The organism is Streptosporangium sp. NBC_01469 (assembly GCF_036227305.1).
In the GTDB taxonomy this organism is placed as follows: Bacteria; Actinomycetota; Actinomycetes; order Streptosporangiales; family Streptosporangiaceae; genus Streptosporangium.
The window spans coordinates 7,737,147-7,751,576 of sequence record NZ_CP109465.1 but is presented as its reverse complement, the minus strand read 5'-3'; the positions used below and the strand labels follow the sequence as shown (position 1 = coordinate 7,751,576).

The following is a 14,430-nucleotide window of genomic DNA, read 5'->3' as shown; positions in this document are numbered from 1 at the left end:
GATGGACCCCCATCCGGGACGTAAGGCGCCCCCGCCCGCCCGTATCCGGGCCGGTGCGCCGCCGGAGGGCGTGAAGGGCCCGGGGAGCCCGGCGACGAGGAGGAGCGCGTGAGCCCGGTCGTGGTGATCGGCGCCGGTCTCGGCGGCCTGGCCGCCGCGGTCCGGCTGGCCGCCGCCGGGCGGGACGTCACGGTCGTGGAGGCGAACGACGTGCCGGGCGGCTGCTGCGGTACGGCCGTCCTCGGTGAGTACCGCTTCGACACCGGCCCCTCGGTGCTGACCATGCCGGAGGTCCTGGCCGACGTCTTCGCCGCCGCCGGGGAGGACATGGAGAGCACGCTCCCGCTGCGGCGCCTGGACCCGTACTACCGGCTGCGTTACCACGACGGTTCCCACCTGGACGTGGTGGCCGGGCAGGACGCCATGGCCGAACGGGTGCGCGCGCTGAGCGGCGCCGCGGAGGCCGAGAGATACCGGCGTTTCCGCGCCAGGCTCGGCGAGCTGTTCGACGCCGAGTGGCCCGCGTTCATCGACCGCGACATGACGAGGCTGCGCGACCTCGTCCAGCCCCGCGTCCTGGCGCGCCTGGCGGCCCTGGGCGGCTTCCGCAGCCTGGACTCCCTCGTCAGGAGCCACCTCACCGACCACCGGCTGGTCAAGGCGCACACCTTCCAGGCCCTGTACGTGGGCCTGCCACCCCGGCAGGCACTCGGGATCTACGCGGTCATCGCCCACATGGACACCGTCGGCGGCGTCTTCTTCCCGCGCGTCGGCGGGATGCACGCCATCCCGCTCGCCCTGGCCGCGCTGGCCGAGAAGGCGGGCGCGCGCCTCCGGTACGGGGTGCGCGCCGTCAGGGTCGAGGCCGGGTCCTCCGGCGTCTCCGGGGTCAGGCTCGACACCGGGGAGCGCCTGGCGGCGGGGAACGTCGTGGTCGCCTGCGACCTGTCCCGCGCCCACACCGGGCTGCTCCCGAAGGGCGCGGGCGACTGGCGGCTCCGCCGCCCCCGCTACTCGCCCTCCTGCCTGGTCCTGCACTTCGGCCTCGACCGCCGCCTGGCCGGGCAGGCGCACCACACCCTGCACTTCGGCAGGGAGTGGGACGCCACCTTCGCCGCGCTGCGGGCCGGGCGGCCACAGCCCGACCCGAACCTGCTCGTCACCTACCCCGAGTCCGACACCGGCGCCGCGCCGTCCGGCCACGCCACTCTCACCGTGCTGGAACCGACCGCCAACCTGCGCGGCGGCGCCGACTGGGACCGGCTCACCCCGCGGCTGGAGGACCGGCTGCTCGGCAGGCTCGCCGACCTCGGCTACGGTGACCTGTCCTCCGCGCCGAGGCTCACCCTCGACCCGCCCGCCTGGGCGCGGCTCGGCCACTCGGCGGGCACCCCCTTCGCCCTGGACCACCGCTTCACCCAGACGGCCTGGTTCCGGCCGGCGGGCGCGGCCAGGCGCGTGCCGGGGCTGCACTTCGCCGGGATGTACACCGCGCCGGGGGTGGGGGTGCCACCGGTGCTGATCTCCGGCCGGCTCGCCGCGGAACGCGTACTGGAGACCTCCCGATGACCCTGACCGCCAGCTACGAACTCTGCCGCAGGCTCAACGCCCGTCACGGCCGCTCCTACTACCTGGCGACCCTGCTGCTGCCCGCCTGGAAGCGCCCGCACGTGCACGCCCTGTACGGCTTCGCGCGCTACGCCGACGAGATCGTGGACTCCTTCACGATGACCGGCGACAGGGCGCGGGCGCTCGACGGCCTGACCACCCGGCTGGCCGCCACCCTGGACGGCGGGACCACCGACGACCCGGTGCTCCCGGCGTTCGCGCAGACCGTGCGCTCCTTCGGCATCGACCACGGCGACATCGACGCGTTCCTGCGCTCGATGCGGACCGATCTGACCGTCACCCGCTACGCGACCTACGACGACCTGCTCGTCTACATGGAGGGCTCGGCCGCGGTGATCGGCACCATGATGCTGCCCGTCCTCGAACCGCTGCCCGGCATGGAGGACAAGGCCCGCGAACCGGCCCGCCAGCTGGGACTGGCCTTCCAGCTGACCAACTTCCTGCGCGACGTCGCCGAGGACCTGGAACGCGGCCGGGTCTACCTGCCGCTGGAGGACCTGGACGGGTTCGGGGTGAAGGTGGCCGACCTGGGGCGCGGCGCCCCCACCCCGGCACTGCGCGAGCTGCTGGCCTTCCAGACCCGGCGGGCCAGGGACCACTACGCGCGGGCCGAGGAGGGGTTCGACATGCTGACCCCCTCCTCCCGGCCGTGTGTTCGCGCCGCCTTCCAGCTGTACGGAGGCATCCTCGACCGGATCGAGGCCGCCCGCCACGACGTCCTCGGCGCGAGGGCCGTCGTGCCCCGGCGGCGACGGTTGGCGATCTTCGCGCGGCATCTGCTCGCGGCGTCCGCGGCCGACCGCGCCGAGCGTCGCCTGATCGCCGAGATTCCTTGAACCGGCCGGGCGGACGTGTCGTGAGGCCGTCCGGTGTGAGGCCGTCCGGTGTGAGGCCGCCACGGGTGAGGTCGTCCGGTGCGGGAGCGCCGGGCGCGGGGGCGTCCGGTGAGAGACCGTTCAACGCTGTCGTAGCCGCCGTCGGGAGGGTGTGATGTCGGAGCCTGTGGTCGTCGACGCGATGGGCGGAGACCACGGACCGGTCGAGACGGTCGCCGGGGCGGTGGCGGCCCGGCGCGAGCTGGGGATCCCCGTGGTGCTGGTGGGCAGGGCGGGGAACATCCGTGCCGAGCTCGATCGCCACGGCGCCGTCGCCGAGGTCGGCGTGGTGCACGCCGAGGACGTCGTCCCGATGGCCGAGCGGGGCGCGGGAGCGGTCTTCTCCACCACGACCAGCCTGACGGTCGGCTGCGACCTCGTACGGCGGGGAGCGGCGTCGGCCTTCGTGTCGGCCGGATCCACGGGCGCGGTCGTCTCGTGCGCCATCCGCGGCATCGGCCGCGCCACGGGTGTCCTGCGGCCCGCGCTGGCCATCGCGCTGCCCTCGGTCACCGGCGGCGCCACCGTGCTGATCGACGCGGGGGCGACCTCCGACCCCACACCGGAGATGATCGCCCAGTTCGCGCTGCTCGGCGTCTCCTACGCGCAGCTCGTGCTCGGCGTCGCAGACCCGTCGGTGGGCCTGCTGTCGATCGGCTCGGAACCGGGCAAGGGCAACCGGCTGACCCGCAGGGCCGGAGAGCTGCTTCCCGGGCTGCCGTTCCGTTTCCACGGCAACGTGGAGGGTCACGACGTGCTCGCGGGCACCGTCGACGTGATCGTCACCGACGGTTTCACCGGCAACGTGGTGCTCAAGAACGTCGAGGGTTCCGTACGGGCCGCGCTGACGCTGGTGGCGCGTTCGGGGATAGCCGGGGCCGAGGAACTGCGGGAAGTGGCCCGCCGCTACGACCCCGAGACCCACGGCGGGGCGGCGCTGCTCGGGCTGAGCGGCACCGTCGTCGTCGCGCACGGCTCCTCGCGGGCGGCGACGATCGCGCGCGCCTGCGCGGTGGCGCACGACCTCGCCGAGGGCGGGGTCGTCACCCGCTTCGGGGACCATCTCACCGCGGAACCCGCCCGTTGAGCGGGCGCGGGCGGCCGGGGGCTCGCGTTCCCGCGTGCGCCGGTACCTCACCGGGGAAGGCGTCCGCCGGGAGGGTGGTCGGGGGGTGTCCCCGCCCGTGGTGCTGGCAGCTCACCGCCCAACGCGTCCGTCGAGCGGTCGTGGGCGGGCCGGGGGTCTTGAGCCTGGTCGCGGAACGCGTCCCTCAGACGGGAGCGGAATCTCGGCCGGGGTGCCGGGCGGATCGGGGCGGGTCAGGCCAGGGGATCGGCGCCGTCCCAGGTGCCCTCGCTGGCGTAGGGGGAGAACCGGGCGAACAGCTCCTCGGAGTACCAGTTCTCCGCGCGCGTCCTGCCGATCACCCGCCGGTGTGCCAACCCCTGGTGGGCGAAGGTCCGCATCGCGGCGGCGTCGCGCCACAGCGAGAACGTGCCCTGCCGGGCCAGCGGCCACTCGCCGACGCCGACCGAGGCCAGGCAGCCGTCCTGCTCCGCCAGCAGGCGGTCCACCCCGGGGACCGAGCGGTAGAACGCCACCAGCCGGGAGGGTCGGATCGACGCGCGGGTCAGCACGGCGACGGGGCCGCCGGGATCGATCCCGGGCGCGCCCGAGGGGAGGGGGCCGAACGGGTCCACCCCGTCCCACCTGCCACGCGAGGCGACGGGAGCCAGCCGCACCTGCCAGGACTCCCGCGCCTCGCTCCGCCAGCGCTCCGCCACCGGGGAGTCGCCCAGGAAGCGGTCCAGGGCCCGCTCGTCGCGCCACACCGCGAGCAGGGCCCAGCGGTGCAGGTCCGCGCCCATGCTCGTCGACGCGCCGCGGCCGGAGCCGAGCAGCCGCCAGAACACCAGCCCCGGCGTGCTCCCCAGCACCGGCCGGTCGAATGCCATGTACCGCATGGCCCCCAGATCCGCATATCTCGTGAGATGGAAGGAAACGATGGTTCCTCTGCTCGTCTCGGTCATCGGCGGCTACCTTCTCGGATCCGTACCGGTCGCCGTGCCGGTCGCCCGCGCGTACGGGTTCGACCCCCGCGAGGTCGGCGACCGCAACCCCGGCTTCTGGAACGTCAGGCAGCGGCTCGGCCGGCGGGCCGCCGCGCCGGTCTTCGCGGGTGACATGCTCAAGGGCACGTTGGCGGGGCTGCTCGGCCTGTGGGCCGGCGGCGCGCACCTCACCTGGCCCGGCGGGGTGGGCGGTGGCGGCGCGGTGCCGGTGTATCTGGCGGTGGCCGCCGCCATGGCCGGGCACGCCTGGCCGGTCTTCGCCGGGTTCAGGGGCGGCCGGTCGGTCCTCACCTTCGCGGGTGGCTTCGCCGTCATCTGCCCGCCGGCTTTCCTGCTCGGGGTGGCCGCCCTGGTCGCGGTCGCCGTGGTGACGCGGTCCTTCGCGATCGGGGCGCGCGTCGGTGTCTTCGGCATCCCGCTCTTCCAACTGCTCTTCGCGCCGGTCGCGTACGTGGCCGGGACCGGCCTGCTCATGTGCCTCATCGGGCTGCGCTTCGGTCAGGCGGCGCGGAGCGCCCGCCCGTCGTGACCCGGCCCGGCCCCGTGTCCGTCCCGCCGAAGCCGAGGCGGGAGGCCGTCGTGGCCGCCGGGTAGGCGCGGCCCCGCCAGTCGCGCACCGGACGCAGCGTGGCCTGCGTCAGCCGCAGGGCCGCCAGCGGGTCCAGCAGCGGGGAGAGCAGTACGCCTGGACCCGGCCGCGTGTAGCTGCCGCGCAGCGCACCGGCCAGCAGCAGCCGTACGGCCAGCAGACCCAGGTCGAGCCGGGTGGGACGGCCGGCCGCCAGCCGCAGCACGGGCAGCGCGGCGGCCAGCCAGATCACGGCCAGGTCGGCGGCCTGCCGGCCGGGCCCGGTGACGTCGCGCAGCGACAGCGACCGCCCCCACTCCCGCCACACCCCGGCGGCCGAATCGTGCATGTCGACCTCCAGCAGGCCCCCGGCGTCCAGGAACCCCACGGCCCACCCGTCCGCCGCCAGGGTCCTGGCCAGCGCCACGTCGTCGGCCATGTGCCCGCGTACCCGCGCGAACCCGCGGGCGTCCAGCATCGCCGTGCGGCGGAAGGCCGTGCACTGGCCGTTGGCCATCGTGCGGTGCGGGGCCGGGGGAGCGGACGGCCCGATCGGGCCGAAGCGGTAGACCAGCGTCGCCAAAAACGAGGCGTGCAACGCCTGCTCGGCCGTCCCCTCGCACACGAACCGGGGACCCGCGCTCACCAGGTCGTACTCTCCCAGGGCCGCCGCGAGAGCGCCGAACAGCCCCGGCGAGGGCCGGGCGTCCGCGTCCAGGGTCACCACGACGTCACCCCCCGCGGCCTCGACCCCCTGCGTCAGCGCCCACTGCTTGCCCACCCAGCCCTCGGGCAGCGGCGCCCCCGTGACGACCTTCGCGCCGAGCCCGGACGCCAGCCGCGCCGTGCCGTCGCGCGACTCGTCGTCGACGACGAGGACCTCCGCGACGTCCGGATCGGCGAGCACCGCCGACAGGCACGGGCCGATGCGGGCCTCCTCGTCGCGGGCGGGAATCACCACCGAGACGCGCGGCGGCGCCGTCCCGACGGGGGCGAGCGCGGGCAGGCGGCTCCGCCCCCGGGCCAGCCGCACCGCCACGGCCAGCGCGGCGGCGGCCTGCAGCGCGGTCAGGAGTCTCATCGCCGCGCCCTCTCGACGGTGGGCCGTCTCGGGGAACCTGCGGGGAAGTCCTCCCGTACGAGCGAGGCGACGATGCGGGCGCCCATCGCGACCAGCGGCAGCCCGCCGCCGGGATGCGCCGAACCGCCCACCAGGTACAGGCCGCGCCGGGGACCCCGGTTGCCGGGGCGACGGAAGGGCGAGAGCCTGCCCGAATAGGCGCCGCCGTAGATCGAGCCGCCCCACGCGCCGTACCGGTCGCGCAGGTCGGCGGGGGTGAACAGGTCCACGAAGCGCAGCCGCCCCGACAGGTCGTACCCCCTGGAGGCCAGCCGGTCGAGCACCAGGTCCCGGTACGCCTCGGGGGACATCGGCCACCGGCCGGGGTCGCGGGCCGGGACGTTGACCAGCATGACCCAGTTCTCGGTGCCCGGCGGGGCCTGCGACGGGTCGTCCACGGCCGAGCAGCCGATGTAGACGGTCGGGTCCTCCGGTGGCCTGCGCCGCCGGAAGATGTCACCGAACTCCCGCTCGTAGTCGCCGGAGAAGACGATCGAGTGGTGCGCCAGCCCCTCGGTCCTGCCCTCCACCCCGGCCAGCAGCAGGAACGCCGAGGAGGAGGTGCCGAGCCCGGCGATGCGCCGCAGCCGCCGCCGGTCGGGCAGCAGCCGCCCGTACAACGCCGCGGCGTCGGTGTTGGCGACCACGACGTCGGCGCGCTCGCGCTCCCCGGAGGCGAGCCGCACCCCTCTGACCCGCTCGCCGTCGGCGAGCACCCGGGCCACCTCCGCGCCCAGGACGACCTCCACCCCGGCCCGCTCCAGCATCAGGGCCAGGGCGTCGGCGATGCGGGGCAGCCCTCCCGGGACGTACCAGCCGCCCTCGCCGTGCTCGATCGCCGGGACGCACCCCAGCGCGGCCGGGGCGCGGTACGGGCTGGAGCCCGCGTAGGTCGCGTAGCGGCCGACGTACTGGCGAAGGCGCGGGTCGGTGAAGAAGCGGCGGGCCAGGCCGTCGAGGGTCCGGGTCGGCGCCACCGCCAGCAGGTCCGACAGGCGGGCTTCGGTGGGCGGCCGGGTGAGCGGCCCGGTGAAGAAGGTGCGGCGCGACGCGTCGAGGCAGCCCCGCGCCCAGTCGTGGAAGGCCAGCCAGGCGCGGCCCTCGCCGGGAGCGAGCCGGTCGACCTCGGCGGCCATCCGGGCCGGGTCGCGGTACGCCGCCAGCGTCGAGCCGTCGGCGAAGCGGTAGTGGCACAGCTCGTCGAGTTCCACGAGGTCGAGCTCCAGCCCGAGATCGGTGAAGACGCCGGGCAGGGTGAGCAGGGAGGGGCCGACGGAGAAGGTGAAGCCGTCCCTGGTGTGCTCGGCGAGCTTGCCGCCCAGCCGGGGGAGCCGCTCGTACAGGCGCACCCGATGCCCCTGCCGAGCCAGCAGCAGGGCGGAGACCATGCCCCCGACGCCGCCGCCTATCACCGTTACCTCAGGCATCCGCGTCCCCCTCCGGTGGGTGAAGCCGTCTTCGTCACGCTCGTCCCGTCTTGGGCGACGGTCGTAACCATCACGCTCGTTCTGCCTCGGGCGATGGCGGTCTTCCGCGTCTCCAGGCGAGCAGGGTGAACAGCCCCATCGAGAGTCCACCGGCCGTGGCCACCAGCGGGTCCGGCGGGACGAAGACGGCCGCGAAGCCGATGGTCTCCATCACCGCCATCACCGTGTAGATCGACACCAGCCCGGCGCTCCACGCCGCGGGCTCGGCCGGCATGCGCTCCAGCAGGGCCATGACCAGCAGGGAGACGACGAGCCAGCCCGCGAAGTTGCTGAAGGGAACGCCCCGGTAGGGGCCGGGGTCGTGCCAGACCCACAGGCCCAGCCGGATCATCTGCGGGTCCAGGAACAGGTCCCAGGCGGTGAGGGCCAGCGCCCCCGTGACGATCCGCGCCGCCCGGCTCCCCGGTGCGACGGCGGCGGCCACCGCGTGGGCCGCCAGCCCCATGCCGCCCCACGCCAGCGCCACGATCACCGGCACCCCGCCGGGCGCGGGCTGGAGAACGCCGGTGTAGTGGTAGTCGCCGAACGGCACGCCCGTCCTGATCCCGACCCACTCGGCGGCGTACCCGGTCGCGACCACGGCCGTGAACGCCGCGACGGCCCTGGCGGGGGAGTGGGTCGCGGAGGCGAAGGCCAGCGCGCTCGCCGCCAGCAGCAGGACGACCACGCTGGTCAGCACGATCGGCCGGGGCTGCGGTCCCGAGGCGACCTGCGCGACGACCATCGCGGCCAGCAGTGCCGCGCCGAGCACGCTCGCCACGCGTGCTCGCGGTCTCCCGGGCGAAGGCCGTTCCCGCACCGCGCCGCGCCCGGGTCGTCCGCTGCTCACCTGATAGCTGTGCCCCATGCACGGTCATTCGATCGGCCGGGCGCGGTCAGATTCACTTTGACGTCGCGATCTCCGGCGAGTCCGGGCCGGAGCCGGTGCGAACGAGGGTTCGCCCTCACCCGACAGGGGCCCGTCCTTGAAGTGCTCCTGCGCCATGGCGTCGGCATAGGGGCGGGCGGTGTCTCGCGGCGCGGGGGCGTGTGATTGGCTGTGCCCCCGTGGACGTCGCTGAGGTGCTGGGGCTGCTCGGGGCCGGGACGCTGGCCGGGGTGGTCGGCACGGTGGTGAGCCTGGCGTCGATCGTCTCCTACCCCGCGCTGCTCGCGTTCGGCCTGCCGCCGCTGACCGCGAACGTCACGAACACGGTGGCGCTGACGTTCCACGGGGTGGGCGCGGCGTTCGGGTCGCGGCCCGAACTCGCCGGGCAGGGCGGCAGGGTGCTGCGGCTCGGCACGATGACCCTGATCGGCGGGGCGGTGGGGTCGGCGCTGCTGCTGATGACCCCTTCCGACACGTTCGAGGTGATCGCGCCCTGGCTGATCGTGGTCGCCTCGCTGCTGCTGGTCCGCCCGCCCAGGGCGGCGGGAGGGTTCGGCGGCGAGGACGGCTGGATGGCACGCGCCGCGCTGTTCGGCGTCGCCGTCTACCTCGGCTACTTCGGGGCCGCGGGCGGGATCCTGATGTTCGCCGTGCTCTCGGCCGTGCTCGACCAGACGCCGGTCAGGGTCAACGCGATCAAGTCCGTGGTGTCCTCGCTGGCGAACGCGGTGGCCTCGGTCTCCTTCGCGCTCTTCGGCCCGGTGCAGTGGTCGGCGGTGGCGCCGCTCGCGCTGGGATTCTTCCTGGGCGGCCTGCTCGGGCCGCCGATCGCCCGCCGCCTGCCCGGCCGCGCGCTCCGGCTCGGCACCGCCGCCTGCGGGCTGCTCGTCGCGGTGAAACTGGGCCTCGACGCCTACGCGTGAGCCGCCCGCGGGGACTCATGCCGTGGAGGTCGCGTCGGCGGCCGGGCCTCGGAGACGCGCCGATCGCTCGCCGGGAACGTCGGCGGCATTCGGCGGCGGGAACTCTGCGTGACCATGGGAGAGACCCCGATACCGACCCTTGACATCGGGATTTCCTGGGGTCACGCTGTTGCGTATAGCGCTGCCTGTTCCGCCCTCCGAAACTGGGGTTTGTTGCGATGATCCCTGCCTGTCCCCTCGCGGCCCTTCCGCCGGGCGAGGCCCACCGGCTCGACGCCGACCCGCCCATCGCCGTCTTCCACACCGAGGACGGCGAGATCTACGCCGTGGACGACACCTGCACCCACCAGGACGCCTCCCTCTCGGACGGGTGGCTGGAGGGCTGTGAGATCGAGTGCCCGCTGCACTCGTCGAGTTTCGACCTGCGGACGGGACGGCCGAGCTCTCCTCCCGCCAAACTGCCGCTGCGCACCCACCGGGTGGTGGTCGAGGACGGCACCGTCTACGTCATCCCCTCCGAGGAGCCCCCGAACCTGCCGCCCGGCGTCCGCGCGAGCACCGCGTAGAACCGCGTGAAGAGGAGCAGATCGTGACCGCGAGAAGCCTGCCCCCCAGCGTGATCGCCACCCTGCCCGGCGGCTACTACACCGACGAGAACATCTTCGCCTTGGAGCAGGCCCGCGTCTTCGAGACGATGTGGTTCTGCGTCGCCCGCGCGTCCGACCTCGGCAAGCCCGGGGCCTTCAGGACCGTACAGGTGGGCCGCGAGAGCGTCCTCGTCACCCGGGCCAGGGACGACTCGATCCGCGCCTTCCTCAACGTGTGCCGCCACCGGGGCGCCCGGATACGCACCGAGGAGTCCGGCGAGGTCAAGCGGTCCTTCCAGTGCCCGTACCACGCGTGGACCTACGACCTCGACGGCAAACTGATCGCCGCCCCGAACCTCACCAGGATGCCCGACATCGACCGGGTGGAGTACGGGCTGATCAATGTGCACGTGCGCGAGTGGCTCGGGTACGTATGGGTGTGCCTGTCCGACGAGCCGCCCTCGTTCGAGGCGGACGTGATCGCCGAGGCGACGCACAGGCTGGGCGACGAGAGGTCCATCGAGAACTACGACATCGCCAATCTCCGGGTGGGCCGCAGGATCGTCTACGACGTGAAGGCGAACTGGAAGCTCATCGTCGAGAACTTCATGGAGTGCTACCACTGCGCCACCATCCACCCCGAGCTCACCGAGGTGCTGCCGGAGTTCGCCGACGGGTACGCGGCGCAGTCCTTCGTCGGGCACGGCGCGGAGTTCGGCGAGGAGATCCAGGGGTTCACCGTCGACGGCTCCGAGGGAGTGGACCGCATCCCAGGGGTGGGCGAGGACCAGGACCGCCGCTACTACGCGATCACCATCAAGCCGCAGGTCTTCGTCAACCTCGTGCCCGACCACGTGATCCTGCACCGGATGTTCCCGCTGGCGGCCGACCGGACGATCGTGGAGTGCGACTGGCTCTTCCTCGGCGACGTCGTGGACTCGGGCAGGGACCTCGGCCCGTCCGTCGAGCTCTTCCACCGTGTCAATGTGCAGGACTTCGAGGCCTGCGAACGCTGCCAGCCCGCGATGAACTCCCGCGCGTACGCCCAGGGTGGGGTGCTGGTGCCCAGCGAGCACCACATCGGGGCCTTCCACGACTGGGTGCTCGGCAGACTGGAGGCCGGTCCCGCCTGACGCCGACAGGAACGCCCGCAGGCCCTCAGTCCATGGTCCCCGGCCGCCTGCACCTCGCGCCCCTTGGCAGCCCTCCCGCGACGGTGCCGACATGGTCCGGCGTTTTCCCGCCGGACCATGTCGGCAGGGAGGGCTACCCGGGAGCAGATCCAGAAGGCGGGGCCGGCGGTCCGCCCAGAAGATCTGCATCGGTCAGGTGTGCTTGAGTGGTCAGTTGGAAATCTTCCCGCTGGCGCCGCCGCAGCTCCAGTAGACACGGAGGTAGTAAGACCCGTAGAGGCCCCCTACGGTGCCGCTCACCGTCCCCGCGCCGATGTGGCGGTGGTAGACGACCGCCTTGTTGGCGGCGTCGATGATCTGGATGTCAGCCTGAGCGCAGAAGAAGCCGCCTTCCGCATAGAAGTTGATCTTGTGGGCGCTGCTCGCGGGAATGGTGGCGGTGATGCACCCGGAATTTCCGGCGTTTACCACGCAGTTCACCGTGGTGGCCGCCTGGGCGGTACCCGTCCACAGCGCGCTGGCCGCGAGACCTGCCGCGAGACCGGCCGCGAGGACGCGGGGCGTCTTCCCAAAAGTCATTAGCTTGCTGAGTCTCTGTCGCATTGCTTCATTCAAGATCAGAGGGGAAGATCTCGAAACCTGTAAGGTTCCAGGGTGCCCCGCACCTGGGGCTTCAGCCTGCGCTGATCACCCGCCTGTCGGCCTTCGGGGAGGGCTACAGCCCGACGTACAGGGGCACAGGGCCGGTTTTGGAAACCGTCTCAGCGGCCGCCATTTCGGTGCTCGCCATGACGTTGGAACCGTTCGCGATCGCCACTTCGGTGCTCGCCGTGACGGTCGACGGCGCTCGACACCACACCGACGACGAAGGAGTCGGCGTGCCGCCGAGCGACGACGTCATCCGGGTGCGCAACGACGACGCGAGGCATCCCCGACGGTCCGAGTCGGTCCCGGTGCGAGCTCGGAACCCATCCGTCGCTGCTGTCTTTTTCGGAGCAGGGAGTTGAGGAACATCTCTGCGAGATCGTGTGCCAAGCCCCGTCGCGCCCATGGCCCCGGCATCTCGAAGTTTTGACCGGGTTTGATTCCTTGCGTGCGAACGGCTGTGCCTCCGACGCTGGTAATAACTGATCCATTTTGGACATGGAAACGGGCAGCACGGCTCCCGAAGATCGAGGTTCTCACACCAACCGATCCGGGAGGAAGCCGTGCCCGTGGCCCTATCATCGCTGATCAGCCCGATCGAGAGCGGCAACACAACGGGATCGGTGCCCGATCGGGTGACCCGCGAAGGGTTGCTGGCCCGCTTCCGCCGGATTTCCGACCACCGCTCCACCCGAAACGTCCGGCATCCGCTGGCCTCGATCCTGGCACTGGCCGCGTGCGGGGTGGCCGTGGTCGGCGGAGACTCGATCATCGCGGTCTGGCACTGGGCCTTCGACTCCTGCCCGCAGGAAGTACTGGCCGAACTGAAGGTGTGGCGCGATCCGTTCACCGGACTGCATGTGCCGCCCAGCGAGCGGACCTTCCGCCCTGACGGCCGCCGTCCCCAACTGCTGTCGCTGTTCTGTCACACCCGCCACACGACGCTCGCCCAGCGGGCCATCGACACCAAGACCAGCGAGGTGCCCGAACTCAAACCACTGATAGCCGAAGTGGAGCCGGCAGGCACGGTCCTGACCGCCGACGCGCTGCATACCGTCCGCGAGACCGCCCGACACCTAGCCGAGGACCTTGACGCGTACTATGTCCTGATTTTGAAGCACAATCAGCCCGCGCTCCTGGTCACGACGATGGCCGCACTGGCTGATGGGACCGACGCCGAGCATGAACGGGCCGGTACCGGGCACACCGAGATCGACCGGGGTCACGGCCGCAGCGAACGCCGCACCATTCGTACCGCCCCCGCAGACGGCATCGACTTCCCCTGCGTGGTCCAGGTCATGCGGATCGTGCGGCACGTCGCCGATCTGCACGGCTCGGGCAGTAGCAAAGAGGTGGTCTACGCCATCACGAACCTGCCCGTCCACCTGGCCGGACCCGCCCATCTGGGCACCTACGTCCGCGGGCACTGGGGAGTGGAAACCCGTGCGCATTACGTGCGAGACGTCACTTTCGGCGAAGATGCCGGCCGGATCCGCACCGGTGCGCCACCCCAGGTGATGGCGACCTGCAGAAATCTCGCCACCGGCGCATTCCGCCACGTCGGACACGTCAATATGGCCTACGCCCGGCGACACTACCGAAACGACGCTCGCCGCCTGCTCACCCTGTTCGACCTATGAACTCAAATCACCCACGAGCGAGTACATCTTCAACATGCCGGGGCCGTGACCCACTGACCAGCAATTTCGTCAGGGCGGAACGGGACGCTGCCCCTTTCTCTCGTACTTGGGCTGGCCCCCAGGAAACCCCAGAGTTCCCGCGAACCCAAGGGTCGAGTCCAGACTGTTGGGGTGGTCTGGGAGGTTGTGCACCCTTGGGTTCGCGGGAACCCCAGGCCGTCTACGGTCAGCCGTTCCCGGAGCGGCACCGGGCGGCGCCCAGGACCCGGCGACGCGAGGCCCTCCGGCCCAGCGAGCAGTTGAGGCGCCTGAGCTGGTGTACGGAGCCAACCCCCGCGTGAGCAGGCGTCCTCTCCAGGGCGGCGCCCAGCACCGGACCGAGTCATCCTCGACTGGGGCCGGCATACGACTCCTCGGCTTCATCACCACTACAAAAACCTCAACGAAGAGGAAGAAGCTTCACCGATCCCGAGATCCCTTCAACCGCAGGAGCGGCGTGCTCTGTACGGAGAACGCCCAGGTCCTGGAGCTATGGCGACGACGGAGGGCTCAGGGAACTGTGGGGTTATTCCTTAAAACCACTGCCGCGCCGCCACTTCGGCCCGTATCCCCTGATGGAGGCGTGGAATGGTCGACCGAGGAGTAGGCAAGGATGTACGGCCTCATTTCACGGCGCCACGCCCACTACCTGGGGAAACTCGTACACCACCTCCGTGGACACAACCCCGGCCACCGGGACCGGCACCTCAACCGGGAACCATGGAGCCTCGGGACCGGATACAGCCGGGCCCGCGACGGCGGGGCGTCGGCCCGGGCCCGGGGCTGCCGGCACCGGAACACGATCACCCGGAGTCACCTCGCGGCCGATGGCGCCGACCAACA

13 protein-coding genes are annotated in these 14,430 nt (G+C 72.3%); 8 read left to right on the top strand and 5 right to left on the bottom strand.

Translation table 11 applies throughout. The annotated features are described in order from the left end of the window. Positions 1 to 108: 108 nt before the first annotated feature. The 3 genes from crtI to plsX all read left to right on the top strand — a co-directional run bounded on the left by crtI (position 109) and on the right by plsX (position 3,591). Positions 109 to 1,569, top strand: coding sequence for a phytoene desaturase family protein (gene crtI / locus OG587_RS33890; RefSeq protein ID WP_329082578.1), 1,461 nt, complete (start codon positions 109 to 111; stop codon positions 1,567 to 1,569). After that, on the top strand, positions 1,566 to 2,465 hold the full coding sequence (locus OG587_RS33885) for a phytoene/squalene synthase family protein (RefSeq protein WP_329082576.1): 900 nt from the start codon (positions 1,566 to 1,568) through the stop codon (positions 2,463 to 2,465). The genes crtI and OG587_RS33885 overlap by 4 nt, the downstream gene beginning before the upstream one ends. 154 nt (positions 2,466 to 2,619) lie before the next feature. Further along, the gene (gene plsX, locus OG587_RS33880) at positions 2,620 to 3,591 is read left to right on the top strand and encodes a phosphate acyltransferase PlsX (protein WP_329082575.1); all 972 of its coding nucleotides are present in this window, start codon (positions 2,620 to 2,622) and stop codon (positions 3,589 to 3,591) included. A 233-nt stretch (positions 3,592 to 3,824) separates the two neighbouring features. Here the strand turns inward: plsX and OG587_RS33875 are convergent, their stop codons facing one another. After that, the gene (locus tag OG587_RS33875; protein WP_329082573.1) at positions 3,825 to 4,469 is read right to left on the bottom strand and encodes a spheroidene monooxygenase; all 645 of its coding nucleotides are present in this window, start codon (positions 4,467 to 4,469) and stop codon (positions 3,825 to 3,827) included. A 40-nt stretch (positions 4,470 to 4,509) separates the two neighbouring features. Between OG587_RS33875 and OG587_RS33870 the strand changes: the two genes are divergently transcribed. Further along, positions 4,510 to 5,106: a glycerol-3-phosphate acyltransferase gene (locus OG587_RS33870; RefSeq protein ID WP_329082571.1), complete on the top strand. Its 597-nt coding sequence runs from the start codon at positions 4,510 to 4,512 to the stop codon at positions 5,104 to 5,106. Here OG587_RS33870 and OG587_RS33865 read toward each other — a convergent pair. The 3 genes from OG587_RS33865 to OG587_RS33855 form a co-directional block, all read right to left on the bottom strand. Then, entirely contained in the window at positions 5,057 to 6,226 is a 1,170-nt protein-coding gene (locus OG587_RS33865) for a glycosyltransferase family 2 protein (protein WP_329082570.1), read from the bottom strand. The two genes, OG587_RS33870 and OG587_RS33865, sit on opposite strands and share 50 nt — an antisense overlap. Continuing rightward, the gene (locus OG587_RS33860) at positions 6,223 to 7,692 is read right to left on the bottom strand and encodes a phytoene desaturase family protein (protein ID WP_329082568.1); all 1,470 of its coding nucleotides are present in this window, start codon (positions 7,690 to 7,692) and stop codon (positions 6,223 to 6,225) included. The genes OG587_RS33865 and OG587_RS33860 overlap by 4 nt, the downstream gene beginning before the upstream one ends. Before the next feature lie 70 nt (positions 7,693 to 7,762). Then, positions 7,763 to 8,512, bottom strand: a complete 750-nt coding sequence (locus OG587_RS33855; protein ID WP_329082566.1) for a carotenoid biosynthesis protein — start codon at positions 8,510 to 8,512, stop codon at positions 7,763 to 7,765. A gap of 287 nt (positions 8,513 to 8,799) precedes the next feature. Here OG587_RS33855 and OG587_RS33850 point away from each other — a divergent pair, with 287 nt between their 5' ends. From OG587_RS33850 to OG587_RS33840, 3 genes are all read left to right on the top strand, one after another. Then, positions 8,800 to 9,543, top strand: coding sequence for a sulfite exporter TauE/SafE family protein (locus OG587_RS33850; RefSeq protein WP_329082564.1), 744 nt, complete (start codon positions 8,800 to 8,802; stop codon positions 9,541 to 9,543). A 218-nt stretch (positions 9,544 to 9,761) separates the two neighbouring features. Then, positions 9,762 to 10,109, top strand: coding sequence for a bifunctional 3-phenylpropionate/cinnamic acid dioxygenase ferredoxin subunit (locus tag OG587_RS33845; RefSeq protein WP_329082563.1), 348 nt, complete (start codon positions 9,762 to 9,764; stop codon positions 10,107 to 10,109). Positions 10,110 to 10,132: 23 nt separating this feature from the next. Further along, a complete protein-coding gene (locus OG587_RS33840) occupies positions 10,133 to 11,263 on the top strand; it encodes an aromatic ring-hydroxylating oxygenase subunit alpha (RefSeq protein ID WP_329082561.1) in 1,131 nt (376 codons plus the stop codon). A gap of 210 nt (positions 11,264 to 11,473) precedes the next feature. Here OG587_RS33840 and OG587_RS33835 read toward each other — a convergent pair whose 3' ends face one another. Then, positions 11,474 to 11,842: a hypothetical protein gene (locus tag OG587_RS33835; RefSeq protein WP_329082560.1), complete on the bottom strand. Its 369-nt coding sequence runs from the start codon at positions 11,840 to 11,842 to the stop codon at positions 11,474 to 11,476. A gap of 629 nt (positions 11,843 to 12,471) precedes the next feature. Here OG587_RS33835 and OG587_RS33830 point away from each other — a divergent pair. Then, entirely contained in the window at positions 12,472 to 13,548 is a 1,077-nt protein-coding gene (locus tag OG587_RS33830) for an ISAs1 family transposase (protein WP_329082558.1), read from the top strand. Positions 13,549 to 14,430: the final 882 nt, after the last annotated feature.